Source organism: Pseudomonas coronafaciens pv. oryzae str. 1_6 (assembly GCF_000156995.2).
Taxonomy (GTDB): Bacteria; Pseudomonadota; Gammaproteobacteria; order Pseudomonadales; family Pseudomonadaceae; genus Aquipseudomonas; species Aquipseudomonas tremae.
The window spans coordinates 4277977-4304058 of sequence record NZ_CP046035.1; the positions used below are offsets into that span (position 1 = coordinate 4277977).

At 57.3% G+C, this 26082-nt stretch carries 28 protein-coding genes; 16 read left to right on the forward strand and 12 right to left on the reverse strand.

Translation table 11 applies throughout. The features are described 5' to 3' along the window. Positions 1–188 precede the first annotated feature (188 nt). Positions 189–641: a flavodoxin gene (locus tag POR16_RS19145; protein ID WP_005891278.1), complete on the reverse strand. Its 453-nt coding sequence runs from the start codon at positions 639–641 to the stop codon at positions 189–191. Here POR16_RS19145 and POR16_RS26825 point away from each other — a divergent pair. The 8 genes from POR16_RS26825 (at position 640) to POR16_RS19180 (ending at position 4728) form a co-directional block, all read left to right on the forward strand. Further along, positions 640–768 carry a hypothetical protein gene (locus POR16_RS26825; protein WP_005891277.1) on the forward strand — a complete coding sequence of 43 codons (129 nt, stop codon included), beginning with the start codon at positions 640–642 and terminating at the stop codon, positions 766–768. The two genes, POR16_RS19145 and POR16_RS26825, sit on opposite strands and share 2 nt — an antisense overlap. Before the next feature lie 58 nt (positions 769–826). Beyond that, complete coding sequence (locus POR16_RS19150; RefSeq protein WP_005891275.1) at positions 827–1432, forward strand: hypothetical protein; 606 nt, start codon at positions 827–829, stop codon at positions 1430–1432. Between the two features lie 149 nt (positions 1433–1581). After that, complete coding sequence (locus POR16_RS19155; RefSeq protein ID WP_005891273.1) at positions 1582–2151, forward strand: putative antibiotic biosynthesis monooxygenase; 570 nt, start codon at positions 1582–1584, stop codon at positions 2149–2151. Positions 2152–2388: 237 nt separating this feature from the next. Next, a complete protein-coding gene (gene folM / locus POR16_RS19160) occupies positions 2389–3099 on the forward strand; it encodes a dihydromonapterin reductase (RefSeq protein ID WP_005891271.1) in 711 nt (236 codons plus the stop codon). A gap of 20 nt (positions 3100–3119) precedes the next feature. Next, positions 3120–3683, forward strand: coding sequence for a GTP cyclohydrolase I FolE (folE, locus tag POR16_RS19165; RefSeq protein ID WP_005891270.1), 564 nt, complete (start codon positions 3120–3122; stop codon positions 3681–3683). Beyond that, positions 3683–4054, forward strand: coding sequence for a dihydroneopterin triphosphate 2'-epimerase (gene folX, locus POR16_RS19170; protein ID WP_005891269.1), 372 nt, complete (start codon positions 3683–3685; stop codon positions 4052–4054). The genes folE and folX overlap by 1 nt, the downstream gene beginning before the upstream one ends. 43 nt (positions 4055–4097) lie before the next feature. After that, on the forward strand, positions 4098–4394 hold the full coding sequence (locus POR16_RS19175; protein WP_005891268.1) for a DUF1244 domain-containing protein: 297 nt from the start codon (positions 4098–4100) through the stop codon (positions 4392–4394). Then, positions 4387–4728 carry a HopJ type III effector protein gene (locus POR16_RS19180; RefSeq protein WP_005891267.1) on the forward strand — a complete coding sequence of 114 codons (342 nt, stop codon included), beginning with the start codon at positions 4387–4389 and terminating at the stop codon, positions 4726–4728. Before POR16_RS19175 ends, POR16_RS19180 begins: the two co-directional genes overlap by 8 nt. A gap of 152 nt (positions 4729–4880) precedes the next feature. Here POR16_RS19180 and trxB read toward each other — a convergent pair whose 3' ends face one another. Next, complete coding sequence (gene trxB, locus POR16_RS19185) at positions 4881–5843, reverse strand: thioredoxin-disulfide reductase (protein WP_005891266.1); 963 nt, start codon at positions 5841–5843, stop codon at positions 4881–4883. 363 nt (positions 5844–6206) lie between these two features. On the opposite strand from trxB, the gene cysZ reads away from it, so the two are divergent. Together cysZ and POR16_RS19195 are read left to right on the forward strand one after the other, a co-directional pair. Then, positions 6207–6968, forward strand: a complete 762-nt coding sequence (gene cysZ, locus POR16_RS19190) for a sulfate transporter CysZ (protein WP_005891265.1) — start codon at positions 6207–6209, stop codon at positions 6966–6968. Positions 6969–7155: 187 nt separating this feature from the next. Beyond that, positions 7156–7500, forward strand: a complete 345-nt coding sequence (locus POR16_RS19195; protein WP_005891264.1) for a hypothetical protein — start codon at positions 7156–7158, stop codon at positions 7498–7500. Positions 7501–7597: 97 nt separating this feature from the next. Here the strand turns inward: POR16_RS19195 and POR16_RS19200 are convergent, their stop codons facing one another. Further along, complete coding sequence (locus POR16_RS19200; protein WP_005891263.1) at positions 7598–8194, reverse strand: hypothetical protein; 597 nt, start codon at positions 8192–8194, stop codon at positions 7598–7600. Between the two features lie 319 nt (positions 8195–8513). Here POR16_RS19200 and POR16_RS19205 point away from each other — a divergent pair, with 319 nt between their 5' ends. Together POR16_RS19205 and POR16_RS19210 are read left to right on the forward strand one after the other, a co-directional pair. Continuing rightward, positions 8514–8822 (forward strand): hypothetical protein, encoded by a 309-nt coding sequence (locus POR16_RS19205; protein ID WP_005891262.1) that lies wholly within the window; start codon positions 8514–8516, stop codon positions 8820–8822. Further along, positions 8819–9316, forward strand: coding sequence for a hypothetical protein (locus POR16_RS19210; RefSeq protein WP_005891260.1), 498 nt, complete (start codon positions 8819–8821; stop codon positions 9314–9316). The genes POR16_RS19205 and POR16_RS19210 overlap by 4 nt, the downstream gene beginning before the upstream one ends. A gap of 43 nt (positions 9317–9359) precedes the next feature. On the opposite strand, the gene POR16_RS19215 is transcribed toward POR16_RS19210, so the two are convergent. Beyond that, on the reverse strand, positions 9360–9782 hold the full coding sequence (locus POR16_RS19215) for a flagellar protein FlhE (RefSeq protein ID WP_234887615.1): 423 nt from the start codon (positions 9780–9782) through the stop codon (positions 9360–9362). A gap of 344 nt (positions 9783–10126) precedes the next feature. Between POR16_RS19215 and POR16_RS19220 the strand changes: the two genes are divergently transcribed. Continuing rightward, positions 10127–11338, forward strand: coding sequence for a glycosyltransferase family 4 protein (locus POR16_RS19220; protein ID WP_005891257.1), 1212 nt, complete (start codon positions 10127–10129; stop codon positions 11336–11338). Here POR16_RS19220 and POR16_RS19225 read toward each other — a convergent pair. The 4 genes from POR16_RS19225 to POR16_RS19240 form a co-directional block, all read right to left on the reverse strand. Then, positions 11307–12410, reverse strand: coding sequence for an NADH:flavin oxidoreductase (locus tag POR16_RS19225; protein ID WP_005891256.1), 1104 nt, complete (start codon positions 12408–12410; stop codon positions 11307–11309). The genes POR16_RS19220 and POR16_RS19225 overlap by 32 nt on opposite strands. Before the next feature lie 186 nt (positions 12411–12596). Next, positions 12597–13085: a glutathione peroxidase gene (locus tag POR16_RS19230; protein ID WP_005891254.1), complete on the reverse strand. Its 489-nt coding sequence runs from the start codon at positions 13083–13085 to the stop codon at positions 12597–12599. Between the two features lie 129 nt (positions 13086–13214). After that, complete coding sequence (locus tag POR16_RS19235) at positions 13215–13700, reverse strand: FKBP-type peptidyl-prolyl cis-trans isomerase (protein WP_005891250.1); 486 nt, start codon at positions 13698–13700, stop codon at positions 13215–13217. A gap of 149 nt (positions 13701–13849) precedes the next feature. Further along, positions 13850–14014 carry a hypothetical protein gene (locus POR16_RS19240; protein WP_005891248.1) on the reverse strand — a complete coding sequence of 55 codons (165 nt, stop codon included), beginning with the start codon at positions 14012–14014 and terminating at the stop codon, positions 13850–13852. An 80-nt stretch (positions 14015–14094) separates the two neighbouring features. Here POR16_RS19240 and pta point away from each other — a divergent pair, with 80 nt between their 5' ends. After that, positions 14095–16185 carry a phosphate acetyltransferase gene (gene pta / locus POR16_RS19245; RefSeq protein ID WP_005891247.1) on the forward strand — a complete coding sequence of 697 codons (2091 nt, stop codon included), beginning with the start codon at positions 14095–14097 and terminating at the stop codon, positions 16183–16185. Between the two features lie 62 nt (positions 16186–16247). Beyond that, on the forward strand, positions 16248–17165 hold the full coding sequence (locus POR16_RS19250) for an acyltransferase (RefSeq protein WP_005891246.1): 918 nt from the start codon (positions 16248–16250) through the stop codon (positions 17163–17165). Between the two features lie 121 nt (positions 17166–17286). Here POR16_RS19250 and POR16_RS19255 read toward each other — a convergent pair whose 3' ends face one another. After that, positions 17287–17976 (reverse strand): YiaD family glycine zipper/OmpA-like lipoprotein, encoded by a 690-nt coding sequence (locus tag POR16_RS19255; RefSeq protein WP_024670446.1) that lies wholly within the window; start codon positions 17974–17976, stop codon positions 17287–17289. A gap of 449 nt (positions 17977–18425) precedes the next feature. Between POR16_RS19255 and POR16_RS19260 the strand changes: the two genes are divergently transcribed. Beyond that, positions 18426–19622: a cyclic di-GMP phosphodiesterase gene (locus tag POR16_RS19260; RefSeq protein WP_005891243.1), complete on the forward strand. Its 1197-nt coding sequence runs from the start codon at positions 18426–18428 to the stop codon at positions 19620–19622. A gap of 12 nt (positions 19623–19634) precedes the next feature. Here POR16_RS19260 and POR16_RS19265 read toward each other — a convergent pair whose 3' ends face one another. From POR16_RS19265 to POR16_RS19275, 3 genes are all read right to left on the reverse strand, one after another. After that, positions 19635–22367 carry a winged helix-turn-helix domain-containing protein gene (locus POR16_RS19265; RefSeq protein WP_122381135.1) on the reverse strand — a complete coding sequence of 911 codons (2733 nt, stop codon included), beginning with the start codon at positions 22365–22367 and terminating at the stop codon, positions 19635–19637. 221 nt (positions 22368–22588) lie between these two features. Beyond that, on the reverse strand, positions 22589–23953 hold the full coding sequence (locus POR16_RS19270; protein ID WP_005891239.1) for a DUF1329 domain-containing protein: 1365 nt from the start codon (positions 23951–23953) through the stop codon (positions 22589–22591). Positions 23954–23980: 27 nt separating this feature from the next. Continuing rightward, the gene (locus POR16_RS19275) at positions 23981–25918 is read right to left on the reverse strand and encodes a DUF1302 domain-containing protein (protein WP_005891238.1); all 1938 of its coding nucleotides are present in this window, start codon (positions 25916–25918) and stop codon (positions 23981–23983) included. Positions 25919–26082: the final 164 nt, after the last annotated feature.

Genomic DNA, 26082 nt, shown 5'->3' on the forward strand with positions numbered 1-26082 from the left:
GGACACTTCTTACATGGGTAAGTAAAGCTTCCTATAAACAGTGTTCATTTAACACAGGCAGTCAGAAAACAGGCACGTATTGATCATGGACGGCAGGCTGACAGATATATCCCGCACAGCTCCCATGGGGCACGCCACAATCAACACACGCTGTACTGAATCATCTTTGCTAACGGAGCGGGATGGCTTCAGCCAAGAAGCTCAATGAACGCTGCCAGCCAGGGTTCAGCGTCGGTTTCAGGAGTGACGCTCTCGCTGCCGTCCAGACGCAGCATGTCCTGCAACTCGACAATGCCCAGTTCAGCGAACAATTCTCGCATCTGCTCGCCGCCGGCACAGAAAGTGTCGCCATAACTGGCATCACCCAACGCGATCACGCCGCCTGGCAAGCCACGCAAAGCGGCAGGCAACAGATCACGCAGTTGCACGTAAAGGGGCATGAGGTTATCGGGCAATTCTCCCATACCAGTGGTCGAGGTCACGGCCAGCACAGCCTGCGGTTCGAACGTCAGCAAGTCCGGCAGCGCAAGCCGGGGGTTTACCAGCGTCTCGTGCCCAGCGGCCCGCAAAAGCGTGGCTGCGTGCCTGGCGACTTCCTCGGACGACCCGTAGACGGATCCACACACGATGGCGATTTTCATGGCTATTCCTTTGCAGCTTAAAAAATTGAAACATTATGCCTTAGAATACCGTCTGATTTTTCTGTTGCCCCGACGCTATCGCCCAGCAACAGAAATGCTGAAATTCGAAAAAATGACCAGCGGTTGAAACACTTTGCGGAAACAATGGTCTTTGTTCTCAATAACCGGTTAGACCGAGCACCGTCATGCAACCCGAGTCACTTCTCACCCAGGCTGAACTGGATTTCATTCAGAGCATGCAGCGTAACCCGCAGTTAAACGTGCGAGACAGCACGCGCAGCCTGCTGGTCAATGGCGGCGTGCAGATCCAGGATCTGCTGACCCGGCTCGCAGCACATGAACAGGTCACGATTCACGCACAGTTCGAAAACCAGCAGATGAATTTTCCGCTGCATCTGGTGGAAGACGAGTTTCATGCGCTGCACCTCGAACTGGGTGCGCCCAGCATTTTCGAGGAAGGCCCGAAGATTCGTCCTTGGCGCCTCGTGCTGTCGGAACCTGTACCGCTTGAAACAGCAAAGGGCTCGCAGACGGCACTCTGGGTTCACGAGTTGTCATTCAAGGGGGTTCTTCTCGAGTACCGGAAAGACGGCAAGCTGCCGAGGAGTTTTTCGGCCTGGTTCAACCCTGAGGGTGAGTCGCCGATTCCGATGCGCGGCAAGCTTGAACGAATGATCGACACGAATTTCGGCGCGTATCACTTCAGCAAACATGGCAAGGAAGATGGCGAGCGTCTGCGCCAGTACATCTTGCAAGAGCATCGCCGTAAACACCCCTCTCTGCACAAGTAAACGTCAATGTGTCGAAGCGCTACCGGTACAGCGTGGTTTCAGGAATAATCCTTGCTTGCTTTTCAGTGAAGCTGTCGCGACCCACCACCCCGGATCGCGGCATGTGACCTCCCTACACGGGAACCTCACGCCTCTACCGGAGATACACGATGTCTACCTCACCCGTCACCTTGATGGTCGCCCGCCGGGTCGCGCACGGTCGTTACCAGGAAATGATGGCCTGGCTGCATGAAGGCGAGCTTTTAGCTACGGATTTTCCAGGTTACCTGGGGTCAGGCGTGTTAGCGCCGCCGCCCGGAGATGACGAATTTCAGATCATTTTCCGCTTCACCGATCAGCACACCATGCACGCCTGGGAGCATTCAGCCTCTCGGCGCTCCTGGCTGATGCGCGGCAGCGGCCTGTTTGCACAACCTTCCGAGCACCGGGTCAGCGGGATCGATGGCTGGTTCGGCGCGGTCGATCAGCGCCCGCCACGCTGGAAGCAGGCCGTGGCTATCTGGCTGGCGTTCTTTCCGGTGTCGTTGATCTTCAACTTTCTGCTGGGTCCGCTGCTCAACCATCTGGACCTGTTGCCGCGAATCATGATCAGCACGGCGGTGCTCACCCCGCTGATGGTCTATCTGTTTATTCCATTGTCCACACGCCTGCTCGCCTCCTGGTTGCACACCACGCCTGCATCGCCTGCACAGTCAACGCAGTCACCCTCCCCTCGATAGCCCCCCTTCAAGACCTGTACACGCTCCGTGCTCAGGTACAGGTCTTGATCTGCTCAGAACAGGCTCTCCCCACTCGATAAGCGGACGGCAAGCAGGTCTGGACAGCGTTGTGGGCGAGTTTAATGTTGGGCAGGGTTGTACAAAAAAATTCTCTGGTATAACTTTGCCTCTCAACCGGAAGACACAATCGACCGTAAAACCCGCGTCCTTCCCGGACCTCTGATACGTGAGCTGTCGATGCCATTATCTTCTGCACCCATCCTGATTACCGGCGCCAGCCAGCGTGTCGGCCAGCACTGTGCGCTGCGACTTTTGGAGCATGGGCATCGGGTGATCATCAGCTATCGCACCGAGCACGCAAGCGTGACCGAGTTGCGTCAGGCAGGTGCAGTGGCGATCCATGGCGACTTTTCGAGCGAAGCCGGGGTCATGGCCTTCATTGAGTTGCTTAAGGCGCACACCTCCAGCCTGCGCGCGATCGTGCACAACGCGTCAGAGTGGCTGGCAGAGGCACCGGGCGACGAAGCCGAGAACTTTACCCGGATGTTCAGTGTTCACATGCTGGCGCCCTATCTGATCAATCTTCATTGCGAGGCACTGCTCACCGCGAGCGAAGTTGCAGACATCGTGCATATCAGCGATGACGTGACTCGCAAGGGCAGCAGCAAGCACATTGCCTATTGCGCAACCAAGGCAGGGCTGGAAAGCCTCACGCTGTCCTTCGCCGCCCGGTTCGCCCCGCTTGTCAAAGTCAACGGCATAGCTCCGGCGCTGTTGATGTTCCAACCCAAGGACGATGCGGCCTACCGCGCCAACGCCCTGGCCAAATCGGCCATGGGCATAGAGCCTGGTGCAGAAGTGATCTACCAGAGCCTGCGCTACCTTCTGGACAGCACTTATGTCACCGGCACAACACTGACCGTAAACGGCGGACGGCACGTAAAGTAAGCCGCCCCGAGGACCTTCTGATGAGTTCATCACTGCCACAGCATTACCGGGACATTCTGCTCGGACTGGGTGAAAACCCGGACCGCGAAGGTCTTCTGGACACACCTAAGCGCGCTTCCAAGGCGATGCAATACCTGTGTCACGGCTACAACCAGAGCGTCGAAGAAATCGTCAACGGTGCGCTGTTCGCCTCCGACAACGATGAAATGGTCATCGTCCAGAACATCGAGCTTTATTCACTGTGCGAACACCATCTGCTGCCCTTCATCGGCAAGGCGCATGTGGCCTATATTCCGACCGGCAAGGTACTGGGCCTGTCGAAGATCGCTCGTATCGTTGACATGTTTGCAAGGCGCCTGCAGATCCAGGAAAACCTCACCAAGCAGATTGCCGATGCCATTCAGAACGTCACAGGCGCAGCAGGTGTAGGGGTGGTCATTGAAGCCCAGCACATGTGCATGATGATGCGCGGCGTGGAAAAACAGAATTCGACCATGAACACTTCGGTCATGCTGGGCGCCTTCCGCGAGTCGAGCACCACCCGTATGGAGTTTCTGCAACTGATCGGACGGAGCAGACAATAATGGCAAGACTCGAGCCCGGCACCGCCCGCATCCGCGTCAAGGACCTGCGCCTGCGTACCTATATCGGTATAAACGAGGACGAGATCGTCAACAAGCAGGACGTGCTGATCAACCTGACGATTCTTTACGCGGCACAGGAAGCTGTTCGCGATAACGATATCGAGCATGCGCTCAACTACCGCACGATCACCAAAGCCATCATTCAGCATGTCGAGGGCAATCGCTTTGCATTGCTGGAACGACTGACGCAGGAAGTGCTGGACCTGGTGATGACCCACCAGGCGGTTATCTACGCCGAAGTGGAAGTCGACAAGCCACATGCCCTGCGTTTCGCCGAATCGGTGTCGATCACGCTCGCCGGTCAACGCTGAAACTCTTATCATGACGCGACTTACTGACTGAACAGAGCCCGTCATGACCGAACAAGAACGCCTCGAACTCGAAGCCGCAGCCTTTCGCCGACTGGTCGCGCATCTGGACAGCCGCAAGGATGTCCAGAACATCGACCTGATGAACCTGTCCGGCTTCTGCCGTAACTGCCTGTCCAAATGGTACAAGGCCGCTGCCGATGAAAAACACATCGACATCAGCCTCGACGATGCTCGCGAAGTGGTCTACGGCATGCCGTACAGCGAATGGAAAGCCCAGTACCAGAAAGAAGCCAGCACCGAACAGCAGGCCGCGTTTGCCAAGGAAACCAGACATGACTGATCTGAACACCCTGCGTGCCAGCCTGCACAGCGGCGAACACATGTTTGCTGACACGCTGGCATTTATTTCAGCAGGCTACGATTACCAGCCTCAGCCTTTCAAAAATGGCGACGTTGAAAACGTTGCCGGGCAGAACGAAGGTTCATGCAAGACACTGGGCCTGGCGTTACTGGAAGGCTTGAGTGATGAGGAAGCGCTGTTGGCATTTGGCGAACACTATCGCTCGGTACAAGCGACGCCGGAAGACAGCGATCACGGCAACATCCGTGCGCTGATCGCGAAGGGTTTGGCGGGTGTGCAATTTGCAGGCGAGCCGCTCAAGCGCAAGGTTTGATCGGAGCCCCATGGCTATCGTGCCTCACCCTCAGGGTGGGAATGTCCAGACTGGGACGCGCGACGCGACGCAGATCTGTGACACGTAGCCCAGCCAGATGCATGCCAATGCAGAGCATTGGCATGCGAGTCATGTGCGGCAAGTATGGCTGATTAAAAAGAAACGTTGGCCAGGCCGTCCAGGTAACGTTCGACGTCCAGTGCAGCCATGCAACCGGCACCGGCAGAGGTGATCGCCTGGCGATAAACGTGGTCAGCCACGTCGCCTGCCGCGAATACACCCTCGACACTGGTTGCAGTTGCATTGCCTTCACGGCCACCCTGCACAACCATGTAGCCATCTTTCAAGGCCAACTGCCCCTCAAACAACGAGGTGTTCGGCGTGTGGCCGATTGCAATGAATACACCGTCGACTTTCAATTCGTCGCTGCTACCGTCATTGTTTTTCAGACGCGCACCAGTCACGCCCATGTTATCGCCCAGCACCTCGTCCAGCGTGGCATTGAGCTTGAGTTCGATCTTGCCTTCGGCAACACGCGCGTGCAGCTTGTCGATCAGGATCTTCTCGGCACGGAACGTCTCACGACGGTGAACCAGCGTTACTTTGCTGGCGATGTTGGCCAGATACAGGGCCTCTTCCACGGCGGTGTTGCCGCCGCCGACAACGGCCACTTCACGGTTGCGATAGAAGAAACCGTCACAGGTCGCACAGGCGGAAACGCCTTTGCCCATGAACGCTTCTTCCGAAGGCAGGCCCAGATAACGAGCGCTTGCGCCTGTGGCGATGATCAGTGCGTCGCAGGTATAGGTTGCGCTATCACCTTGCAGGCTGAAGGGCTTGCCGGCCAGGTCCACGGAATTGATGTGATCAAAGACGATTTCGGTCTCGAAACGCTCGGCATGTTCGCGCATGCGCTCCATCAGCGCGGGGCCGGTCAGGCCATGGGGGTCACCCGGCCAGTTGTCGACTTCAGTGGTCGTGGTCAATTGACCGCCAGCCTGCATGCCGGTGATCAGCAGTGGCTTCAAATTGGCGCGGGCAGCATAAACCGCCGCGCTGTAACCGGCAGGGCCGGAGCCGAGAATAATCACTCGGGAATGACGTACGTCTGACATGACACACTCCTGTCGACCGGCTGTATAACGCCGCGGTCGTACCGCTGGATAAAAAAGGACTGCCGAAACACTTGGGGAAGTGCATCAACCCGGCAGGTCCTGAAAGTTCTGACTCCTGAGACAAGTCTTGAAATTGCTGCCAAGCCTATCGGGGTAGCAGAGGTTAAGGAAATATCGTTTCACAATCCACCCCATAGGTCACTTCTATAGAGCGATCGGCAGACAAGAGTGTACTCGCGTGGGCACTCGTACTCGCGACGCGCGCTACACGCGGCGAACGGTCTTGACCGTCAACATCTATCAGCTCTTTCACGGCTATCACAAAGCCGGTAAGGTCACGCCTTTCAGCATTCGGAGGCTGCCATGCCCGCTCCTGCCCTGTCCGGCCCGCAATACCTGAGGGAAGGCCTGAAACTGGTTCTCAGTCCCGGCCTGCGCCTGTTTGTCCTGCTGCCGCTGAGCATCAACCTGGTGCTGTTCTGCGGCCTGATCTACCTGGCGGTGCATCAGTTCGAGCTGTGGGTCGATACATTCATGCCCACCCTGCCTCACTGGCTGAGTTTTCTCAGCTATATCCTCTGGCCACTGTTCGTGGCGCTGGTACTGCTGATGGTGTTTTTCACTTTCACCATGGTCGCCAATATAATAGCCGCGCCTTTCAACGGATTTTTGTCTGAAAAAGTCGAAGCCGTGATTCGCGGCGTGGATGAATCGCCGGACTTCAGCTGGGCCGAACTGGTCGCAATGGTCCCACGCACACTGGCCCGCGAAGCGCGCAAGCTGGGCTATATGCTGCCGCGCATGCTCGGGCTGTTCATCCTGTCATTTATTCCGGTGGCCAACATTATCGCCGCACCGCTGTGGCTGCTGTTCGGCGTATGGATGATGGCGATCCAGTATATCGACTACCCGGCCGACAACCACAAACTGGGCTGGAACGAGATGCTCGGCTGGCTGAAAAGCAAACGCTGGCAGAGCCTGAGCTTCGGCGGCATCGTCTACGTCGCTTTGCTTATCCCGGTGGTCAACCTGCTGATGATGCCCGCCGCAGTGGCAGGCGCCACGTTGTTCTGGGTGCGTGAACGCGGCGCCGATGCACTGCCGGTGACACACGCACGCGGCTGAATGCAGACTTGCCGAGGCGTGCACCGCGCGCCCGGCTTGACTGAAGGGCAAAAAAATTCATGCGCTATAACTATTTACCGCACACAGCACTGGCGACCGGGGCTAAATAGGGCCTCAACCAACCCGTTCATGTGAAGCTCGCTTCCATAGAACATGCGACACATGAACTTAACAAGGAAGTTAAATCATGAACACCCCGGTAAACCCCGCTGCATTTGCCGCCGAAAACGCAACAGTCGAAGAAAAGATTCGTGCTTTTCTGGTCATTGAACTGGCCGAATGGTCGATCAATCCGGACAACGTTTACATCAATGGCGTAAACGACCCCGAAGAGCGCATTGTCATCAGCTCCACTTCCCTGACTGCCGAAGCAATCGCTCGCGTTTTCGAAAAAGACGCTCCGTCTTATTCCACCCGCACAGCAGGTCTGTTCAGCGTCGCTTATTCGTATGCTGACGAACATCGCCTGGCTGCACCGGATCTGGCCAAGGTAGGCGAATTGATCGGCCAACTGGTCAACGACCTGGGCTGATCGTTCTGATTGACAGGCCGAGTGACGACAACGCCTGAAAGAGCACCGGACAGCTAATGGATTAGCTGTCCGGTACTTCTTCTGGTATCAAAACTGTCTAACCTAAAGCAGAAGCGGAAAGATAGGTCGGTATACTGACCAACCATATGGCGCATCCGATAACAATCCACAACCCATTGGCAAGTGTCAATCTTGAGTTGCTGCTCCCATCCGGATCATGCGCGGCGAGATTTATCTTTGACTGCACCAGCATCATATTAAGCGTCTGCGCAGTGGCCAACAGAACGACCCATACCAGCCAGCCACCGACCAGCTCAAATCGCAAGTTCCCTGACACACCCTGCGCCAGCAGGATTCCCGCAATAGTCAAGGCAAGCAACACCGACGCGCTAACCGGCCAGTACGCCATGTGACCAAGCCCCTGTCGCCGCAGACTTCTATCCACATTACGAAACAGTGGAAAAGCGTAAATAGCGGCGAACATAACACGCGCCACGGGCCACACATTACTGCCCAAAAACTTCTTGTTCAGCGACCAGTTTTTATAAAACCAGTAAGTCGCGTAAAAACCGGATGTCAAAAAATACAGAATGAGAAATTTCTGTAACGACACGACATAAAACTCTGGGCCGGCACTGTCCGATTCATCCTTATCCAGACTGGCTTTGGGGGGTGCATACATTAAATCCGACATTTTATGTCCTTCTGAAAAGGGGTCGACTCTATCAGACCAACAGAAACCCTGCAAAAAAGATAAACATAGAGACGTTTCCTACAAAAGAAAACTCCAAGTCTCACAATCAAAGCCAAAAGCTAATAAATGGCTGCCGGCAAACTGTTGCCGCTAAAGACCAAACGTTGCCAGCGTTTCAAAAAGTGTTATGTAGTCCGTGTCTGTAGGCTAACTAAATCAGCATCCCGTCCGCTTGACTCAAGTGTGTAGGACTCAACCAATTATCTATATTGGCATTGCGCTTGCTCTATTGCCTCTAAACAACAGGAGTTGTAGAACAATGGAAAACACCGTAAATATTGCTACAGCCAACACAATCAACACAATCAACACCACCCGACCTGCCGGTCTCGAGACCATCCCGCAGTCGCGATCAGATAGGTTTGCTCAGATATTGAGAGATAGACACGCTCAGGAAGAGGAAAAATCTTCGGTTGCAGATCCCGCAGCACTCGGCAAGCCAGCGACGCCGCGCTCGACTCGCTTCATGAATACCATGGATATCAGCCAACGCAGATCCGCTGTGGAGGACAAAGACTTCTTTCCTATGCCCGCAGCAATGGAAAGCAAAAGAGGAACGCTGAAATGACCTGCAGTAGTCCCACGCCGTTTCTGAATGTTACACCGTTGGGGATACGCCAAAAAACAACATCACTTACCACCACATCGACACCTGGAATCTTCGCTAACGCGCTCCAAAAAGCCATCCACGATAAAGAGACGCCCCATTGCGGAAAGACAATTTTCCGAGGGGGAGAGCTCAGGCACAAACTGATGGCACAAGCTGAAAACAACCCAAATGAAGCAAGCTTCCTTGCCAAGCAATATGCTCACAACTCATTGAATGGTGAAGGTGTGGATCTATCTGATTATCCTGTCATTCGTTACTGTGCCACTGGAGAAATCGTGACACCCGAGTCAAGCGCTTACTTCCAGAAAACAGAGCGCTGGATGCAGAGAGAGAGAACAGCTCTTTATGAAGAGGAATACTTGAAAGGTACGCCTGCTGCTAAAATTCTTGAGAAAATATTAAACTTTAATGACGCTCTTCCTGAAGCATTCCGAGGCATGGCAAATTGGTAGCATGAGTGCCCTCCCCTCCTGAGGGGAGGGCAACTTTGAAGAATCACCAATCGACAGTGATTCGTCCTTGCTGTCCAGCTACGGGGACCCTTCCTGCATTTCCAATCCTCATCGTGTAATAAAACTTGCGACTTGCCAACTGATTATCGAAAAACGCTGTGGAGCCCGTTCGCTGGCGTGAGACGTTCAAGCACAAGCTGTCCCCTTGACACAAATGGACCTCAAGCCGCTGAGGCCAACCCGCCACGTTCCAGTTCCAACTGACATTTTTGATCGCTGCCGCCGCAGGCGCATGCCTGCTCACTGGCAGCTCGGCAGTGTGAAGGTAGCCCTTCGAATGAATAACCGGCAGAGCGACCGATGATTGATAGTTCCCAGCCAATGCAAGATTTGAACAGGCTAAAAGCGCCAAAGCCATTCCTGAGGCCGAACGAACCCGCTCCAACTTTTTAGTGTTGAATTTCATTTTATTTTCCCAATTTTTTTGGTACGCAAGAGCAACTGAAAAATCAGTCTTTCCAGTTCGAAAGTAACGAACCACAAAGTTCGATAACCAGACATTACTAGGGAGACGGATAATATCAACACCTGTTCAAGCGAACTACATGCCTTTAGGAAAGCATTTAAATATTTGTAGGACACCACCAAAACCAATCGTGGACTTTATAGAAAGCCATTTACAGCCACTATTTTTCCCTGTTAGCTATTCAGCGCAGTTTTAAACCAGCTTAACCCTCTTGCCAACGCCCCATCACCAATCCATCACACAACCGCCACATAACCGAAATATAACCAGCCGAAACTGCTCTCATGAGCCAATTTCTTAATGTCACCCTGATCACTGAAACCTTCACTCCCGAGATCAACGGCGTTGCCAATACCCTAGGGCGGCTTTGTGACGGGTTGCGGTTGCGCGGGCACCGGGTCGAGCTGGTTCGCCCACGCCAGAGTGAAGAGCTTCTTTCTGGCGCGGCCGACGACCTGATGTTGTGCCGGGGCTGGCCGATACCCGGCTACCCAGGGCTGCAATGGGGTCAGTCTTCGATGCACAAGCTCTTGCGGCGCTGGCAGCGGCGTCGGCCTGACGTGTTGTATATCGCCACTGAAGGCCCGCTGGGGCTATCGGCGCTGAGGGCTGCGCGGCGTCTGGGGATTGCGGTAATCAGCGGTTTTCACACCAACTTCCCGCAATACACTCAACAGTACGGCATGGGTTTCATAACCCGCCTGCTGACGCACTACCTTCGCTGGTTCCACAACCGTTCGCGCGTCACGCTGGTGCCGAGTATCAGCCAGAAAGTCGAGCTTGAGCGTCGCGGCTTCGAGCGGATAGAGCTGTTATCTCGCGGCGTGGACAGCCAGCTGTTCAGCCCGTCGAGGCGTTCGCAGACGCTGCGCGACAGTTGGGGGCTGCAAGCGAACGATGTGGGAGTCCTGCACGTCGGGCGTCTTGCGCCGGAAAAGAACCTGGGCTTGCTCAAGGCCAGCTTCGAAGCGCTCAAGGAAAGCTACCCGCAGCGCACTCTCAAGCTGATCGTGGTCGGCGATGGACCACAGCGTGCCCAGCTCGAACAACAGATACCCGACGCGATTTTCTGCGGGACTCAACGCGCAGAAGTATTGGCGACGCACTATGCCTCGGGTGATATGTTTCTGTTTCCGAGCCTGACCGAAACGTTCGGCAATGTGGTGCTCGAAGCGCTGGCGTCAGGGCTGGGTGTCGTGGCTTATGACGAAGCGGCTGCCGGGCAGCACATTCGTCATGGGCATAACGGCGCGTTGGCGATGCCGGGCGACGAGGCCGCATTCATAGACGCCGCCCGCTGGATGCTTGAAGACAGCGAAACCCTGCGCCGAGTGCGCCTGAATGCCCGGCAGCATGCTAGCCGCCAGGGCTGGACGGCTATCATCGATCAGTTCGAACGACAATTGCGCGAGGCATGCCCAAGCGCAAATACCAAAGAGATCAGACCGGTGCGCGGGAAAAGTATCAGACCAGTGTCGTCAGTGCCTCTCGACTGAACGGCAGAATGTCCTGCTCACGCCCGTCGCGAACTTTGACGGCCCAGTCCGGGTCGACCAGCAGCGCCCGCCCTACCGCCACCAGGTCGAACTCGTCGTTGCCCAGCCGCTCAAGCAGGTTTTCGAGACTGGCTGGCTGGGCGACCTTGTCAGTGTTGACCATAAACTGCAGAAATTCGCCATCCAGCCCTACGCTACCAACGGTGATGGTCGGCTTGCCGGTCAGCTTGCGTGTCCAGCCTGCCAGATTCAATTCGGAGCCTTCGAATTCAGGCTCCCAGAAACGTCGGGTAGAACAATGGAAGATATCCACGCCTGCCTCAGACAATGGCTGGAGAAATTCGCCCAACGCTTCAGGTGTCTGCACCAGACGCGCAGTGTAGTCCTGCTGCTTCCATTGCGAGAAACGGAAGATGATCGGATAATCAGGCCCTACAGCCGCGCGCACGGCCTTGATCAGCTCGATGGCGAAACGCGAACGGTCGCCCAGGCTGCCGCCGTACTCATCAGCGCGCTGATTGCTGCCCTCCCAGAAGAACTGATCAACCAGATAACCATGAGCGCCATGGATCTCCACACCATCCATGCCAATAGCCTTGGCATCGGCTGCCGCCTGGGCGAAAGCAGAGACAACTTCATCGATGTCCTGTTTGCTCATGCCATGCACCAGTACCTGACCGTCCTTGATTTTCTCCATCGGTCCATAAGCAGGCACGCTGCCATCCGGCTCTGTGCCGAGACGACGAACCGCGCCCACATGCCAGAGCTGCGGTACGATCTTGCCGCCCTCGGCATGGACAGCGTCGACCACTTTTTTCCAGCCGGCCAATGGCGCCTCACCGAAAAACTGCGGAACGTTCGGGTAGCCGTTGGAAGCCTTGTGATTGATCGTCGTACCTTCGGTCACGATCAGGCCAACCCCTGCTGCCGCTCGACGCCGGTAGTATTCGACCACATCGGAATTGGGCACATGCCCCGGCGAGAACGACCGGGTCATCGGCGCCATCACCACCCTTGAAGACAACTCAAGACTGCCCAGACGAAAAGGTGTGAACAAGGCTTCTGCCGACATGCGGAACTCCAAGGGGAAAAGAGTCTATGACTACCAGCGGAACGCGCCAGAACAAGACCCGCAGGGTATCGCTGGGCGTATGCAGTGGCCCAGTACTATTGATTTAGATGATTTTGGTTCAGAAGCCGGTATGACCGGTATGAGTAGGTCAGTCGGGCGAGCAGGATTGCCTTCCCGACCAAGTATTCAGCTGTGCGCCAAGGCCTTTTCGATCGCCTGAATCACGGCAGCATCGTCTGGTGGTGTGCGTGGCGAGAAACGTGCGCTGACACCACCATTCTTGCCAACCAGAAACTTTTCGAAGTTCCAGGTGATATCCCCTGGAAATTCGGCCCCCTCGCCTGCCAGCAAACGGTAAAGCGAATGCCGATTTGGCCCGTTGACTTCGAGCTTTTCGCCCAACGGGAAGGTCACGCCATAGTTGAGCTGGCAGAATTCGGCAATTTCCTGCTCGTTACCCGGTTCCTGTCCGGCGAACTGGTTGCAGGGCAGCCCCAATATCACCAGCCCCTTGTCCTTGTACTGCTGATACAGGTTTTCAAGCGCCGCGTACTGAGGTGTAAGCCCGCATTTGGAGGCGACGTTGACCACCAGAACAACTTTGTTCTTGAAATCAGCCAGTGGCAGTTCCTGACCACCCAGCGCCTTCAATTTGATGTCGTGAAAAGCACTCATGAGAACCTCTTTTGAAACAAGTAGCCCTCGGCCACAACTTTAAAAGGCACCCTGGCTGAACGCGTAACGAAATCGTCATCGCAGAACAGCCAGGGCGCCTTTTCAGTGACCTGAGCCTGACAGCAAAAATCAGTGCTGATGGCCGCCTTCACCGTGAACATGGCCATGAGCCATTTCTTCTTCACTGGCGTCGCGAATGGCCACGACCTTCACGTCGAAGTTCAGGCGCTGACCAGCGAGCGGGTGGTTGCCGTCAACGGTAACATCATCACCGTCCAGATCACGAATGGTCACGATCTGCATCTGGCCATCGGGTGCCGATGCATGGAACTGCATGCCGACTTCCAGTTTGTCGACACCTTCGAACATGCTGCTGCTCAGGGTGCTGACCAGTTCGGCGGAATATTCACCGTAGGCATCTTCTGGTTCGACGGCAACTTTCAGTTCGTCACCGACGTCCTTGCCTTCAAGGGCTTTTTCGAGGCCCGGGATGATGTTGCCTGCACCTTGCAGGTAAACCAGCGGCGCACCACCGGCAGAGCTGTCGATGACCTCACCAGCGTCGTTGGTCAGGGTATAGTCAATGGAGACAGCCTTATTGGCGGCGATCGGCATGGGGACAAGACCTTTTGCTTAAGATTGAAGAATGATCAAGTTTAACCAAGCCATCGCCCGAAAGCGAACGCAACTCTGACGGACGGCCCGGATTGGAAAGTTCAACTGTTTTCGATTGGAGACAGGACGAGCAAGCCTGCTGAAATGCGCTACTGTCCTGCTGCCACATGCAGCGCCAACTTCAGTCGCAACGCTGGCAGGTGCCTGCTCCGATCCAGTACTCGGTGCGCAGCGACAGGTGACTGGCTGGCCTTGCGATGCGGCAGTGTGCGAATGCCGCAGATAACGATAATCTTGCCGACGAGAATTCGCACCAGACGATTTCCAGACTTTTTTGGCCAGCCGCTGTTCCATATCTGCTGCGCCCCTTGCACTGCCCAATCGAGAAGCCCGTATGCAGACGTTTTTTATCGCCCCCACGGATTTTGGTGTGGGGTTGACCTCCATCAGCCTCGGCCTGGTGCGCACGCTGGAGCGCGCAGGCCTGAAAGTGGGCTTTTTCAAACCGATTGCCCAACCGCACCCCGGTGACTTGGGGCCAGAGCGCTCGACCGAACTGATGGCCCGAACGCATGGGCTCAAGCCGCCCAAGCCTCTGGCACTGTCGCATGTCGAGCGCATGCTGGGTGACGGTCAACTGGACGAGCTACTCGAAGAAATCATCAATCTTTATCAACAGGCAGCTGTCGGCAAGGATGTGCTGGTCGTCGAAGGCATGGTGCCGACTCGCAGCGCCAGTTACGCCGCTCGGGTCAACCTGCACCTGGCCAAGAGCCTGGATGCCGAAGTCATTCTGGTTTCGGCACCGGAAAACGAAGTGCTGACCGAGCTTTCGGGGCGGGTCGAACTGCAGGCCCAGCTGTTTGGTGGTCCCAAGGACCCGAAGGTGCTTGGCGTGATCCTCAACAAAGTCCGCACGGACGAGAGCATGGCAGTTTTCGCCGCGCGCCTGAAAGACCACTCGCCGCTGCTGCGTAATGGCGATTTCCGGCTGCTGGGCTGCATCCCCTATCGCGCCGAACTGAATGCACCGCGCACCCGCGACGTGGCCGAACTGCTCGGCGCGCAGGTACTGAACGCGGGTGACTACGACCAGCGACGCATGTCCAGAATCATTATCTGCGCGCGCACCGTGCTCAATACCGTCCCGCTGCTCAAGCCAGGTGTGCTTGTGGTCACGCCGGGCGACCGCGACGACATCATTCTGGCCGTGAGTCTGGCGGCCATCAACGGTGTCCCGCTGGCGGGCCTGCTGCTGACCAGCGATACCCTGCCCGACCCGCGCATCCTGGAACTGTGTCGGGGCGCGCTCCAGGCCGGTCTGCCGGTGCTGTCTGTCAGCACCGGCTCATATGACACGGCGAACCGCCTCAATCAGTTGAACAAGGAAATCCCTATCGATGACCGCGAACGCGCGGAAAACATCACCGATTTCGTCGCCAGCCATCTGGATGCCGGCTGGCTGCACCAGCGTTGCGGCACCCCGCGCGAGCTGAGGCTGTCGCCTGCTGTGTTTCGCTATCAGTTGATCCAGCGCGCACAGACGGCCAACAAGCGCATCGTCCTGCCGGAAGGTAACGAACCGCTGACCATTCAGGCTGCAGCAATCTGTCAGGCCCGCGGAATCGCTCGTTGCGTGTTGCTGGCCAGGCCCGAGGAAGTGCAGGCGGTGGCCAGGGCGCACGGTATCGAGTTGCCGCCAGGGCTCGAGATTCTGGACCCCGAGGTGATTCGCGAGCGCTATGTGGCGCCGATGGTGGAACTGCGCAAGAGCAAGAGCCTGAACGCGCCGATGGCCGAGCAACAGCTTGAAGACCCGGTGGTGATAGGCACAGTGATGCTCGCGCTCGACGAGGTCGATGGGCTGGTGTCAGGCGTTGTTCATTCCACCGCCAACACCATCCGCCCGGCCCTGCAACTGATCAAGACCGCACCGGGCTGCACGCTGGTTTCCTCGGTGTTCTTCATGCTGTTTCCCGAGCAGGTGCTGATGTATGGCGACTGCATCATGAACCCGCACCCGAGTGCCAGCGAGCTGGCCGAAATTGCCCTGCAAAGTGCCGACTCGGCGACCGCGTTCGGCATCTCGCCGCGCGTGGCGATGATCAGCTACTCCAGCGGCAACTCGGCCAGCGGTGAAGAGGTCGAGAAGGTCCGTGAAGCGACTCAGCTGGCACGGGAAACCCGCCGTGATCTACTGATCGACGGGCCTCTGCAGTATGATGCCGCAGCCAATGAAGACGTCGCCCGGCAACTGGCGCCGGACAGCCCGGTGGCAGGACGCGCGAATGTCTTCGTGTTCCCGGACCTGAATACCGGCAACACAACGTACAAGGCGGTTCAGCGCAGTGCCGACTGCGTAAGCCTTGGGCCGATGCTGCAGGGGCTGCGCAAACCGGTGAACGACCTGCCCCGCGGCGCGCAGGTTGATGACATCGTCTACACCATCGCACTGACGGCCATACAGGCCGACACACTTTCCTGATACACACCGAGATGCCGCAGGACAGCCTGCGGCGCTCGACAACTTCCGGAGCACTGCCTGTCATGGATTTCCTGCCTGCCCCACTGCGCGGCGTCATTGCTTCGCTGCTGTTGGCGCTGAACACCATCGTCTGTTGTTCGGTGCTGTTCGTGGTCGCCATCTTCAAGCTCTGCCTGCCCTTCTCCGCCGCCCAGCGTTTCACCGACTGGTTGATGAGCCACATCCATGAAACCTGGATCGGCACCAACAATGCCTGGATCAGACTGCTTTGCCACACCCGCTGGCACCTGAGCGGCCTGGAAGGGCTGGATTACCAGCACTCGTATCTGGTCACCAGCAACCATCAGAGCTGGGTGGATATCATGGTGTTGCAGTACGTACTCAACCGGCGCATCCGCCCATTGAAATTCTTCCTCAAACAGGAACTGATCTGGGTGCCGGTGATTGGCCTGGCATGGTGGGCCCTGGGTTTTCCGTTCATGAAGCGCTACTCCAAAGCGTATCTGGCCAAGCACCCGGAAAAGAAAGGCAAAGACCTGGAAACCACCCGCCGCACCTGCGCGAAGTTTCGTCATAACCCGGTAGGGATTTTCAACTTTGCAGAGGGCACGCGCTTTACAGCCAGCAAACACGCGCAGCAACAATCGCCCTTTCGTCATCTGCTGAAACCGAAAGCTGGCGGCATTGCCTTTGTGCTTGATGCGATGGGCGAACAGCTGGCATCGATCATCAACGTGACCATCCACTACCCCGGCGGACAACCCGGTTACTGGGATCTGCTGTGCGGCAACGTGAAGGAAGTCGTCGCCCACTTCGAAGAAATCAAAATTCCGCAGGAGTTTCTAGGCAAAAACTACGACCAGGATGGCGAGTACCGTCTGGAATTCCAGCAGTGGATCAATGCATTGTGGGAAGAAAAAGACCGACTGCTGGACAGGCTGCACGAGCAGTACCCAGAGCATCGCGGCGCAGACGTGTGACGTAGAGCGTCACCAAGAACACTCCGCCCCCTGGGTGTAGGCCTGAACCGGCCCGTGCTCCGCGAGAGGATGCAATTACAGAGGCGCTGCGTCCGCTCTGATGCGAACGCAGCGGCGCGTGTCAGTACTGCTGGCCAGGGATCGGCTTGAGGTTGACTTCTACGCGGCGGTTCTGGGCGCGGCCGTTGACGTCGGCGTTGCTGGCGATCGGTTGATCAGGCCCTGCACCGCGCACTGAAAGGTGAGTTTGATCGACGCCTTGGGATGTCAGGTAGGTAGCCACGCTCTGGGCACGTTGCTGTGACAGGTCCATGTTGTGCTGACGGCTACCGGTGCTGTCGGTGTAGCCGACAATTTCAATGTTGTTCTGGTTGAACTGCTTCAGCGAGCTCGCCAGGTTGTTCAACGGCGAGTAGAAGCTGCTGGCAATCGCCGAAGAGTCGGTCGCGAAAGTGATGTTACCCGGCATGATCAGCTTGATCTGGTCACCCTGACGCTGCACCTCTACCCCGGTATTGGCCATGCTCTCACGCAATGCAGCTTCCTGCTTGTCAGCGTAATAGCCATAACCTGCGGAAGCAGCGCCCGCAACAGCGGCGCCGATCAATGCGCCCTTGCCACGATGGTTGTGGTCGATGGCCGCGCCAGCGACAGCACCAGCCAATGCGCCAAGCCCACCGTATTTGGCTGTTTTGCTCATGCCACCGGAGCTTTGCGCCTGTCCTTGATTGTCATAGGGGTTGGATGTCGCACAGCCCGAAAGCATGGCAACGGCAGTGGCAACAATAATCAAACGACGCGAGGTAAACATTCAGGAGCTCCTGGTTTTGACGAACGCTGGTAACCGGATTAGAGCATGCCGACTGTCAAAAATTCCTTAACCCCGGCTGAACCGCCCGCCGTACAGGCGTCCAGGACCGAATTGGCAGCAGCGAAGTGCTGGACATCAGGCATCGGGGCGCCAGTCAGAGACCAGGACATTTGCGCAAGCATGCCATCTCAGAGACGTGGGCGCGTGGCGTTACATTGCGCAGAATGTGAAGCTTTCGAGGTGTGATCGGCAGGCCGTAAATAGACATGATTTTTTACCTGACCGCCCCGTATACTGGCATTTTGAGATCGTCATGATCAATGCACTCGGTGAGGTGAAATCATGTCTATCCATAACGGACACACACTGCGCACACCCTCCGGCGGTCGGTTGCATACACGCTGTGTCGCACCTTGCACGCTCATGCCTCTGCACGCGGGTCCTTGATCATGTTGAAAAAAATTCCCGTTAGCCAGCTTGTTCTGGGCATGCACATTCACAAATTCTGCCGCCGATTGACCAATGACCCTTTCTGGACGAGCCTGGTCGACGTCATGCTCGATGATCCCGAGGTGTTGAAGCGCATTAAAGCCTCGGGCACCAAAGAAGTCTGGATAGAAACCGGTAAATTTCGCGTCATCGAGCCACCTGCCGCCGGCGGTTCTTCCGAGCTTGAGACATTTGTGTCTGATACCGACCCGGTCAGCCTCGACAAGGAGGTGCTGCGCGCCCGGATGATCTGCGCAAAGGCAAGAGACGCGGTCATGCACATGTTCACCGAAGCCCGCATGGGCAAGGCGATGAACGCAGAAAACATGCAATTGCTGGTCGAAGAAATATCCAGCTCCATCCTGCGTCACCCCCATGCGCTGATCAGCCTGTCGCGCCTGAAGACGGCCGACGAATACACCTACATGCATTCAGTGGCCGTTTGCGCGCTGATGGTCGCACTGGCCAGGCGCATGGGCATGCCGGACGAACAGATACGTCAGGCGGGCGTGGCCGGTCTGATGCACGATGTCGGCAAGATGATGATTGACCCGGACGTGCTCAACAAACCCGGGCGGCTGACCCATGAAGAATTCGAGCTTATCAAGGCTCACCCGGAACTGGGTGTGGGCATCCTCAACAACAGTCAACCGGTCGCGGAGGCGGTGGTGGATGTGTGCCTGCATCACCATGAAAAAGTCGACGGCACAGGTTATCCACACGGCCTGCAAGGCGATCAGATCAGCATTTTTGCGCGTATGGGCGCGGTTTGCGATGTGTATGACGCCATCACCTCAGAACGCCCGTACAAAAAAGGCTGGGGCGTTGCCCATTCGATTCGCCAGATGGCCACCTGGAAAGGCCACTTTGATGAAGCGGTATTTCAAAGCTTCGTCAAAACCGTGGGTATCTACCCTGTCGGCACGCTGGTGAGACTGGAAAGCGGACGTCTGGGCATAGTGATCGACCAGAGCGGCCAGTCCTTGCTGAAGCCGATCGTGAAGGTGTTCATGTCAGCTCATACCGGCAAGACTTTTGCGGCACAGATTCTTGATCTGGAGGACCCCGCAGAACACGACGTGATCGTTAAAATCGAGTTGCCCGCTGACTGGGGGCTGAAGAACATTGATGCAATGTGGGCAGGAAGCCCAAGCTGATCCGACCGCCCGTTACCCTAGCAGGCCCAGAATCTTCGCCCGCGCCACCGCCTGCGTACGCCGCTCGACCCCCAGTTTGCTGTTGATGTGGCTGGCGTGAGTCTTGACGGTGTGCAGGGAAATGAACAGCTGCTCGCTGATTTCCTGATTCGAGCAACCTTTTGCAATCAATTGCAGCACACCCAGTTCACGCACGCTGAGGCAGTCGCTGCCATGAGCAGGCTCAGGCGTCAGCGGTATGAAACACGCAGGGAATTTTTCCAGCAGCGCATTGCGCACTTTGCAGTGCGGCGCTTGCAGCAACTGCTCGTGCAGCCACTGGGCATGTTCGCCAAGCAGCGTTCTGAACGGCAAAAGCGCCCCACCGGCAGCCGCATGCAGGCAGCGCAGCAGCAACACCCGAGCCTCGTCGAGACGCGACTGACCCAGCAAAAGGTCGATCTGCTGAGTCATCGCGATCAACTCGAGCAGTTGCGCACCCACGCACCGCGCACGCTGCTCAAGTGCCTGCAAGCGCTGTTCGCTGGTAACGCTATCGCCCTGCGTTCGCTCCAGCACGGCACGCTGCAGTTCAATGTGTTGCGGCAACTGCGGATGACACTCCGGGGCTGCGACACCCAGGCCGCCGTTATAGGTCTGGGTCAGACGCAGCAGCCACGCCTCGGCCAAGTCACTACGTCCCTGCAGCAACCACAGCTCGCATTTGACCAGCGTGATCATGGCCAGGTAGTAGACAGGCGGCACATCCCAAATGTGCATCAGCCGCTCGGCCTCGGCCAGTTCGGCGAACGCTTCGGAAAACCGGCCATCGCAACCGTCCATTGTGGCAATCACGCAGTGCCCTATCAGCACACTGATGTCTCGACAGGCACGCGCTTCGGCCAGCCCGGCCAATAACAATACCCGCCCTTCGCTGACCTGCAGACGCAGTGTCGATAAATAGCCTTCATACAGCGTCAGGCGTGCACGCACGGCATACAAGCGCACAGTGGAAAGCCCTTTGAGGCGCTGCAGACCGCGCCGAACTTCTTCCAGCGCGCGAAGTACCTCGCCCCGGGCCTGCAGGACTCTGGCGCGGTCATAATGCGCCAGGGCTTCGAACAGCGGATTGGCGACCCTCTGGGCCAGCTCGAGCGCATCTCGGTTCAGCACCCTCGCTCGCCACAGGTCGCCCTCTGCAACCGCCAGGTTGGCCAACGTCGAAAGACAGACCAATCGCTGTCCGTAACGTTTTTCAGGCAGGCTCAGCAAGGCTTCGGCGCAATAGCGTCCGGCCTGCTCACTGTCGCCGCGTCCCCGCGCAATGACACCGCTGAGGGCCAGCCATTGAGCGAGCATCGATTTTTGAGCAGTTGCCGAAGGCGCAGGTAGAAACCGGCTCAGTTGATTGGCCAGTTCCTCGGCAGCATCCAGTTGACAGGCCAGCCCCAGCGCCCATGCGTAAAGGACGATCAAGCGCGGGGTACTGGTCAGCAGCTCATCCGGCAGGTCCATTTTCCAACGCAGTAACATGCCGACATTCTGCTCGGCCAGCAGTTGTTCTTCGGAAAGGTTCTGCACCAGATTGGCCGCAACGTCCAGATGCCCTGCGCGCAGGGCCTGTTCGACCGCCTCGTCGAGCAGGCCCTGAGCACTGAACCAGCGGCAGGCATTCAGGTGCAGACGAGTGGGCTGCGGGCCTGCTGCCTGTCGCGCGCGCAAAAGATCGGAAAACAGGTGGTGATAGCGAAACCAGTGGCCCTGCTCGTCCAGCGGCACGAGAAACACTTGATGCGCCTGCAGGTAGCGCAGCATTTCGCCGCTGTCATGAGTGTCCCGCGTCGCATTGCACAGCTCGGCGCAAAAACGCTCCAGACAGGCAGTGTCGTACAAAAAAGCCTGAACATCGGCTGGCAGGCAGTCGATCACTTCTTCAAGCAAGTACTCGCGAATCAATACCTCACTGCCACGCAGCGCCTGCGACAAGGCGCTTTCGTCGTCAGCTTCGGAAGCTGCCAGCAACCAGAATCGCAAACCGGCCACCCAGCCTTCGCTGCGCTGAATGAGGCTTTGCAGCGCCTCGCCGTCCAGCGAACGACCTGGCCGGGCCAGCACGGCAACGGACTCCGCATGGGTCAGGCGCAGGTCCTGTTCATTGATTTCAAGCAACTGCCGGGTCAGACGCAAACGTGCAAGGTGCCACTCCGGACGCTGCCGACTGGTGACCATCACAACCAGGCCGACCGGCAGGTGGGTGAGGAAGAACTGCAAACAGCGGTCAAGCACCGGGCCTTGAGCCAGGTGGTAATCATCCAGCACCAGCAACAGCGGTTTGCTCAACAGCAAATGCAGGGCCAGCTCGTCGAGCAGGCTGTCGAGCCATTCTTCGAATGCGAACGGCTGATGACGCTGACGCATCTTCAACAGCCCCATCGCCTGGGCGCCCAACTGTGGAAACAACTGCTGAAGGCTAGCCAGAAGCCGCTCCAGAAAACGGCCAGGGTCGCTGTCGCGTGCGCTCAGTCCGAGCCACACGGTTTGCCATTTACCCGGCAGCCCCTCACAGAACTCGACTGCCAGCGAACTCTTGCCAAAGCCGGCCGGGGCGCACACCAGCAGCAACCGACCGCCCAGCCCCTCGTCGAGGCGCTGGCACAGGCGGGAACGGGGAACGTAACCTTCGGGAAGTGGTGGGCGAAAAAAACGCCCCTCCAACGCAGGAATCGCGCTGTCTGTGAACCCTTGCATTCGGGACAGATCAGTCATGGCCGGCTCGTGTGGGGATCAGTGTTTCGGCATCGCGGTGTTCGGAGACTAGCGGTTAAATCTGCACTTTTGAAAGTTCATCACCGAAAAGACTGTAACAAAATTCCTACAGCTTATAAGGCCGATACACATGCGCAAAAAAGCCCCACTCAAGGGGCTTTCCTGTGTATCGGTCACTGATCGGCCTGCGGCCTGTATCGACCTGCGTTACAACCCTCTGCTCAACGCACGCCTTCCTGACGCAGTGCGTTGGGGGTGAAGTCGCTGGTACCGGCCGTGAAGCCGAACTCATAGGCCTTCTTCTCTTCGTTTTTCATGCCCAGCGCCACGTAGCGACCGGACTGCAGGTCATACAGGGTCTCGATCGCGTACCACGGCACCTGCTTGTCGTAGTAGTTTTCGGAGTGCGCTTCAGCCACGCGCCATAGCTGACCTCGCCCATCGTAATGGTCGATGACTGCAGCCTGCCAGGTGTCTTCGTCGATGAAGAAGTCACGCTTGGCATAGATATGCCGCTGACCTTCCTTGAGGGTGGCGGTCACGTGCCAGACGCGGCGCAGTTCATAGCGTGTCAGGTCTTGGTTGATATGGCCGGCCTTGATGATGTCGGCATACTTGAGCGTCGGGTCGTCCAGCTTGTGGCTGTTGGCTGCGATGTACATTTCCTGCTTGCCAATCAGCTTCCAGTCGTAGCGGTCAGGGGCACCGTTGTACATGTCCAGATTATCGGAGGTCCGCAACCCGTCGGACGCCGTGCCCGGCCCATCGTAGGACACCTGCGGCGCGCGGCGCACACGTCGCTGACCGGCGTTGTACAGCCAGGCCGAGCGAGGTTCGGCCACCTGATCCAGGGTTTCGTGTACCAGCAGCACACCACCGGCCAGACGTGCCGGGGCAGTCACTTCCTGCTTGAAGTAGAACAACACGTTGCCTGGATTTTTCGGATCGAAATCCCTCATCTTGTCGCGGAACACGAACTGGTCGGAGAAGTACACCAGGCTGTAGGAGCCGTTCGGCTGCGGAGTAGCCTGGGTAACCAGACGCTTCACGCTGCCGCCGCGGTAACGGGTAATGTGGTTCCAGATGACTTCGACACCGCTGGCAGGAATCGGGAACGGAACAGCCGTATCGAAATTCTCGAGACCACTGCCGCCACCGACCAGCTTGCTGGTGGTGGCGTTTCTCTTGATCGCAGCAAACACTTCATCCGGCACTGTGGCACCGCGATGAGTCGGATAAACCGGGATACGGTAGCTGTCCGGGTAACGTTTGAACATGGCGTATTGGCCAGGCGCCAGCTTGTCCTTGTATTGCTCGACGTTGGCCGCCGTGATGATGAACAACGGTTTTTCACTGGCGTAAGGGTTGGCAAGAAAACCGCGGCTATCGACCGCCCCGGCGTTTTTCGGCATCGGGCTCCAGGCTGAAATCGTATTGGCGGCGTTACCGGCCTTTTCCGCCCCCATGGGTGTCAGGGTTGTACCCAGCTTTGCCGCGTCCGATGCGGACACCGCCGCCATCACCCCGGTGGCCAGCAATGACAGCCCCAATACACCGGCTTGCAACAGATTTTTTGTTATTTTCATGTTCGTCGTCATCCTGAAAACATGTGCTTAGAAGTTCATGCCAAAGCTGAGCGCCACGAAGTCCCGGTCATCGACGGTGGTGTATTTGCCGTCAAAGAAGTTGGTGTAGGAGAGGTTCGCGGTGTAGGTGTTCTGGTACTCGGCGTCAAGGCCGAGGCTGACGGCCTTGCGTCCTTCTTCGAAGTTGCCACCAGGGCCGGGCGAATAACCCTTCACATCATGTGACCAGGCAACACTGGGCTTGAGGTTGACCCCGGCAAAAACGCTGTTGTAATCCCAGATGGCGCGCCCGCGATAACCCCAGGAGTTGGACGTGGTGAAGCCGTCGTCTTCGCAGTAACGGGTCAGGTTGTTCTGCTCGGCACCAGTCAGCGTACCCGCGTTCAGGGTTGCGCACTGGCCGCCAGGCAATGGACCCGGCCCATAGACAGGGTCGCGGCCGTAGCGGATTTTCGAGGTGCTTTCGAGGCCACCGACGTGAGTCCAGCCCACTTCGCCCACCAGGGTCAGACGCTCTGCGCCCATGACCTGATCGAAAAACTGGGTGAACGTGGTCTGCAGCTGGGTGATTTCCTTGCGCCGGTAGCCGGGCTGATCGGTATTCGGTTGCCCGTTCAGCAGCGATACATTCGGGTTGAGTGGGGAAATGCCGGAATACAGGATGTCGGTGGTATTGACCTGAATCGGTGCGTTCGGGCGGTAGCTGATCTCGCCGCTCCACGCGGTGCCGGTAGGCAAGGTGGTCGAGAAGCTCAAACCGTACAAACGGATGTCTTCAGGGTATTCGACGTAGTAGCTGGAGTTGCCCGCCACCACCACCGGCAGCAGGGTCGGGGCAAGCGCTGCAGCAGTGCTTGCAGGCAGACCGTTGCGCACCAGCGAGCCGACCAGCCCTTGCGGGCTGAACGATGCAGCCGAGCCACCGCGTCCACTGAAAATCGGCGCGCGGCTGTGGTAGTTCATCATGTAGGCACCGAACTCGGTGTCCAGCGGTTCGTAGTTATAACGCAAGGCAAACCCGAACTGGCCACTGTCTCGCGCATCGCGGTCAGGGCCACGGCGCACGACGGCGCCTTCATCCGGGTTGCCGAACACCACGCCCTGCTGCGACAGCGAGTTGAACACTGCACCACGCGCACCCGCCGGCAGTCCGGCGGCACTCAACGAACTGTTCAGGCCGCTGCGGCTGCGCAGTACCGCGAGGTTGTTGTTGCAGCCATCGGCGATCACGTCCGGCTGCGAGAAGAAGGTGCCGCAGTTGTCGACGACCGTCTGGTCCCATTCCAGCTGATAAAAGCCTTCGGCCGACAGGTTGTCGGTCAAGCTCTGGGACAGGTAGAACATGTTGACCGGAATCAGGCCTTCCTTGATTTCCGAACCTGGACGCCGAAAGGCCGAGACATCGACCGGGTTGACGCTGTTGATCCCCCCCTGGATGAAGGTACTTTCGCCCCAACTGATGACCTGCTTGCCGAAACGCACGGCGCCCGGTTGATCCGCGATCGAATAGTTGTGATACACAAAAGCGTCGAGCAGCTGGAACCCGGAGGACTTGGCACCCTCTTTACGGCCTGAATCGCTGATGTCCTTGAACTCGCGATTTTCATCCTTAAGCTCGAAGTCATACCAGTACTTACCGCGCAGAAACACACCGGTATCGCCGTATTTCAGTTCCAGATCATGAATACCCTTGAATATCTTCGAAAACGTCTCTCCACGCTTGAAATTCAAGTGACCATCATCGGAGGTCTGCGACAACCCACGCCCGCCATTGTTGGCACCAATCAGGTTTTTGTTGGCGTTTTCGGTCGACCAGCTGGCGCCCACCGACAGCGAGGAGTCAAAGCTGCCTTCGATCTCGCCAACGTTGAATGTCACGCCGAACGCCGGGCCGGCCAGTGACGAAGCAAGGCTAACGGCCAGCGGCAGTTTTGCCCGGCGCCAGAAGGGGTATGTGGTTGTCATCGACGCTACTCCGTGTGTTTTATTGTTATGGCCGTGGGATAACTCAAAACCGACTCGGTCATCGAATCAACTCACGTTGCCAGGTCCGCTCTTGCTCGTTCCCTGTGCCGACTATAGCCAGCAGGGCTGGCCACTAGATCACTCTAAAGTGTGATTTGCAGGAC

Bases quoted from the DNA above. Each gene is read 5' to 3' on its own strand.
- POR16_RS26825 (WP_005891277.1), top strand. From the start codon at position 640: ATGGCTATTCCTTTGCAGCTTAAAAAATTGAAACATTATGCCTTAGAA.
- POR16_RS19145 (WP_005891278.1), bottom strand. From the start codon at position 641: ATGAAAATCGCCATCGTGTGTGGATCCGTCTACGGGTCGTCCGAGGAA.
- POR16_RS19150 (WP_005891275.1), top strand. From the start codon at position 827: ATGCAACCCGAGTCACTTCTCACCCAGGCTGAACTGGATTTCATTCAG.
- POR16_RS19155 (WP_005891273.1), top strand. From the start codon at position 1,582: ATGTCTACCTCACCCGTCACCTTGATGGTCGCCCGCCGGGTCGCGCAC.
- folM (WP_005891271.1), top strand. From the start codon at position 2,389: ATGCCATTATCTTCTGCACCCATCCTGATTACCGGCGCCAGCCAGCGT.
- folE (WP_005891270.1), top strand. From the start codon at position 3,120: ATGAGTTCATCACTGCCACAGCATTACCGGGACATTCTGCTCGGACTG.
- folX (WP_005891269.1), top strand. From the start codon at position 3,683: ATGGCAAGACTCGAGCCCGGCACCGCCCGCATCCGCGTCAAGGACCTG.
- POR16_RS19175 (WP_005891268.1), top strand. From the start codon at position 4,098: ATGACCGAACAAGAACGCCTCGAACTCGAAGCCGCAGCCTTTCGCCGA.
- POR16_RS19180 (WP_005891267.1), top strand. From the start codon at position 4,387: ATGACTGATCTGAACACCCTGCGTGCCAGCCTGCACAGCGGCGAACAC.
- trxB (WP_005891266.1), bottom strand. From the start codon at position 5,843: ATGTCAGACGTACGTCATTCCCGAGTGATTATTCTCGGCTCCGGCCCT.
- cysZ (WP_005891265.1), top strand. From the start codon at position 6,207: ATGCCCGCTCCTGCCCTGTCCGGCCCGCAATACCTGAGGGAAGGCCTG.
- POR16_RS19195 (WP_005891264.1), top strand. From the start codon at position 7,156: ATGAACACCCCGGTAAACCCCGCTGCATTTGCCGCCGAAAACGCAACA.
- POR16_RS19200 (WP_005891263.1), bottom strand. From the start codon at position 8,194: ATGTCGGATTTAATGTATGCACCCCCCAAAGCCAGTCTGGATAAGGAT.
- POR16_RS19205 (WP_005891262.1), top strand. From the start codon at position 8,514: ATGGAAAACACCGTAAATATTGCTACAGCCAACACAATCAACACAATC.
- POR16_RS19210 (WP_005891260.1), top strand. From the start codon at position 8,819: ATGACCTGCAGTAGTCCCACGCCGTTTCTGAATGTTACACCGTTGGGG.
- POR16_RS19215 (WP_234887615.1), bottom strand. From the start codon at position 9,782: ATGAAATTCAACACTAAAAAGTTGGAGCGGGTTCGTTCGGCCTCAGGA.
- POR16_RS19220 (WP_005891257.1), top strand. From the start codon at position 10,127: ATGAGCCAATTTCTTAATGTCACCCTGATCACTGAAACCTTCACTCCC.
- POR16_RS19225 (WP_005891256.1), bottom strand. From the start codon at position 12,410: ATGTCGGCAGAAGCCTTGTTCACACCTTTTCGTCTGGGCAGTCTTGAG.
- POR16_RS19230 (WP_005891254.1), bottom strand. From the start codon at position 13,085: ATGAGTGCTTTTCACGACATCAAATTGAAGGCGCTGGGTGGTCAGGAA.
- POR16_RS19235 (WP_005891250.1), bottom strand. From the start codon at position 13,700: ATGCCGATCGCCGCCAATAAGGCTGTCTCCATTGACTATACCCTGACC.
- pta (WP_005891247.1), top strand. From the start codon at position 14,095: ATGCAGACGTTTTTTATCGCCCCCACGGATTTTGGTGTGGGGTTGACC.
- POR16_RS19250 (WP_005891246.1), top strand. From the start codon at position 16,248: ATGGATTTCCTGCCTGCCCCACTGCGCGGCGTCATTGCTTCGCTGCTG.
- POR16_RS19255 (WP_024670446.1), bottom strand. From the start codon at position 17,976: ATGTTTACCTCGCGTCGTTTGATTATTGTTGCCACTGCCGTTGCCATG.
- POR16_RS19260 (WP_005891243.1), top strand. From the start codon at position 18,426: ATGTTGAAAAAAATTCCCGTTAGCCAGCTTGTTCTGGGCATGCACATT.
- POR16_RS19265 (WP_122381135.1), bottom strand. From the start codon at position 22,367: ATGACTGATCTGTCCCGAATGCAAGGGTTCACAGACAGCGCGATTCCT.
- POR16_RS19270 (WP_005891239.1), bottom strand. From the start codon at position 23,953: ATGAAAATAACAAAAAATCTGTTGCAAGCCGGTGTATTGGGGCTGTCA.
- POR16_RS19275 (WP_005891238.1), bottom strand. From the start codon at position 25,918: ATGACAACCACATACCCCTTCTGGCGCCGGGCAAAACTGCCGCTGGCC.